The 2,659-nt window shown below is 64.5% G+C and carries 3 protein-coding genes; all 3 read right to left on the reverse strand.

The window, feature by feature from the left end; genetic code table 11:
* The coding region (locus ACSLE4_RS12770) for a cation-transporting P-type ATPase (RefSeq protein ID WP_435904822.1) at window positions 1–463 on the reverse strand (463 nt) is incomplete at its 3' end.
* Window positions 464–626: 163 nt separating this feature from the next.
* Window positions 627–1,844, reverse strand: coding sequence for an ABC-type transport auxiliary lipoprotein family protein (locus tag ACSLE4_RS12775; RefSeq protein ID WP_435904823.1), 1,218 nt, complete (start codon window positions 1,842–1,844; stop codon window positions 627–629).
* Window positions 1,845–1,863: 19 nt separating this feature from the next.
* Window positions 1,864–2,643, reverse strand: a complete 780-nt coding sequence (locus ACSLE4_RS12780) for an ABC transporter ATP-binding protein (protein WP_435904824.1) — start codon at window positions 2,641–2,643, stop codon at window positions 1,864–1,866.
* Window positions 2,644–2,659 lie beyond the last annotated feature (16 nt).

The following is a 2,659-nucleotide window of genomic DNA, read 5'->3' on the forward strand; positions in this document are numbered from 1 at the left end:
TATCGCCCGAAACGATGTCCTCGGCCGGCACGACGGTGCGGTGGGCGTCACGCACGACCGAGGCGTGCGGGTCGATCATGCTGCGGATCGCCTCAAGGGCCTGCTCGGCGCGGCCCTCTTGCACGAAGCCGATGATCGCGTTGACGATGACGACCGCCAAAATCACCGCGGCGTCCGTCACGTGGCCAATCGCCGTGGCCAACACTGCCGCGCCAAGGAGCACGTAGATCAGCACGTTGTGAAACTGGAGAAGAAAACGCCACAGCGCGCTTTGCTTCGCCGACTCGGGAAGGCGATTGGGGCCAAAGAGCGCTTTGCGCGCTTGCGCCTCACCAGAACTCAAGCCTGAAGGGCCGCTCTCGAGCGCTTCGAGGACTTCGCCGGCAGGCTTCGTATGCCAAAGGGTGAAGGCTTGCCCCGGGTGACCGATCGACGTGCTGTCGGAGATGCTGGTGGGTTTCACGAAACTTTGCCCCAGGACAATGGCCTTATGACGTCTCAGGTTTTGCGTGGCGGCGCGCGGCAGGCCTCATTTGGGGACGATCCCGCAGGGGGTGCGTCAACTCGTTGAGCCAGATCAACGGGAGGCAGTCTCCCAAACGCCAAGGCTATAAGCCGATGGCAGGTCAAGGCGCCGGGGGCAGCTCGCCGTCGGCCGGTGCATCGTCCGGAGCTGGCGGCATGTCGTCGAGCGGTGCCGGAGGTTCAACCGTAACGGAGACCGGTGCAGTCTCGATCTCCGTCGTGGTCCAGTCGAGAATCTCGCGCTCGACCTTGTCGAAGGCAGCGCTTAGCCCATCGACAAAGTCGCGCACGTCGCTTCCCTGCACCGGCGCCGAGGTCTCGAATTTGCGCGAAGCGATGATCTCGCTCTCCGGGCTGAGCAGCTTGGCCAGGATCACGATCTGGGCTTCCGGCGCACCTTCGGTCGAGACGTTGAACTCCCGGATGTCGATCGAGAGCTGATAGTTGCTGGCGAAGTCGCCGATGGTGCGGCTGACGCGCTGCGCGTAGCCGGCGTTCTCGAACGTCTCCAGGAGCTTCGCTTGGACCAGGATCGGCAGGCTGTCGCTCCAGCGCGCATTTTCGAGCGGCAAGCTCTCGTCCGGCGCGGGCTGGGTAAGGATCTTGTCGGTGTTGAAAGCGAGCAGGGTCGTCGGCTCCGGGATGATGAGCTGCCAATCCGGCGCCTTCTCGGGCGGCGGAAGATCGGCCGCAGGCTTAAGTGAATAGAGGGGCGCGGTGCCCTTGCCGCCGCCGGTCATGCGCTCGATGCCCGCCAAGATGCCGTCGACCCTGTCGGCGTTCCGGGCCAGCGCGTCGGTGAAGACCTCGATGTTCTCGATCGCTTCGTTCAGCGGCTGCGCATTTTCGTTCAGAATCGTCTCGACCTGCTGAAACGCATCGCGCGCGGACTGGGTCCAATCCTGACCGACGCCGGGCGGCGCGATCAGTGTGGCCACGCCGCCATTGGCCGGTATCGGTGCGTCGGAGGTGCCGCCGGTGAGCGTAATGGCGACGCCGCCGGTGAGGCCCTGCTGCTCCACGTTGACCCGCGTATCCTCGCGGATGGGCGTATGCTTCACCACGTCGATGGTGGCGATGACCTGTTGCGGTGCGGCGGGATTGAGAGCGATGCCGGTGACATCGCCGACGCGGATGCCGTTGAACAAGACGGCGGAGCCGACCAGGAGGCCGGAGACCGAGCTCTCGAACTGCACACGATAGGTTTCGCGCTCGCCGAAGCCGCCTTTGTTCTCCAGCCAATAGACGAAGCCGAAGATCGCGCCGATCACGGCGAGTATGAAAAGTCCGATCAAGGCGTAGCGGGCGCGGGTTTCCATCGATCAGATCCCTTTCCGTTCAAGCGCTCATCTGGCGGTCCGCCAGCATGCCGCCGCGCTTCCCCTGGAAGTAGGTTTTCACCCAGGGGTGCTCCGATTGAAGCATGGTGGCGATGGGGCCGTCGGCCACGACCTTGCCGTCGGCCAGAACCGCGATGCGGTCGCACGCGGTATAAAGACTCTCCAGGTCGTGGGTGACCATGAATACGGTGATCTCCAAGGTCTGCTGGAGCGTGCGGATCAATTCATCGAAATCGCCGGCGGAGATCGGGTCGAGGCCGGAGGTGGGCTCATCCAGAAACACGATCTCCGGATCGAGGGCCAGCGCCCGTGCCAGCGCGACGCGCTTGGTCATCCCGCCCGACAGCACGGAGGGAAACTTGTTGCCGTCATGGGGGGAGAGCCCGACCATCTCCAATTTGGCGAGCGCCATCTCGTCCATCAGCCGCTGCGAGATGTCCAAGTTCTCGCGCATGGGAAATTGCACGTTCTGCTTGACCGTGAGCGAGGAGAACAGGGCGCCTTGCTGAAACAGAACGCCCCAGCGGCGTTCGAGCGCGCGGCGCTTCTCCTCGCTGGCGCGCGCCAACTCCACGCCAAGCACCTCGATGCTGCCGTGCTGCCGCGGCAAGAGTCCGATAATGGTGCGTAGCAGGACCGACTGGCCCGCGGCCGAGGCGCCGCCGACTCCGAGGATCTCCGCGCCGCGCACGTCGAGATCGAGGTGGTTCAGCACGGGCTGGCCGCCGAAGCCGACCACGAGGTCGCGCACCTTGATGACGGGTTCCTTGTCGCTCATCTCGAGATCACATTCC

It is taken from the genome of Methyloceanibacter sp. (genome assembly GCF_051306395.1).
In the GTDB taxonomy this organism is placed as follows: Bacteria; Pseudomonadota; Alphaproteobacteria; order Rhizobiales; family Methyloligellaceae; genus Methyloceanibacter.

Bases quoted from the DNA above. Each gene is read 5' to 3' on its own strand.
- ACSLE4_RS12780 (WP_435904824.1), bottom strand. From the start codon at position 2,643: ATGAGCGACAAGGAACCCGTCATCAAGGTGCGCGACCTCGTGGTCGGC.
- ACSLE4_RS12775 (WP_435904823.1), bottom strand. From the start codon at position 1,844: ATGGAAACCCGCGCCCGCTACGCCTTGATCGGACTTTTCATACTCGCC.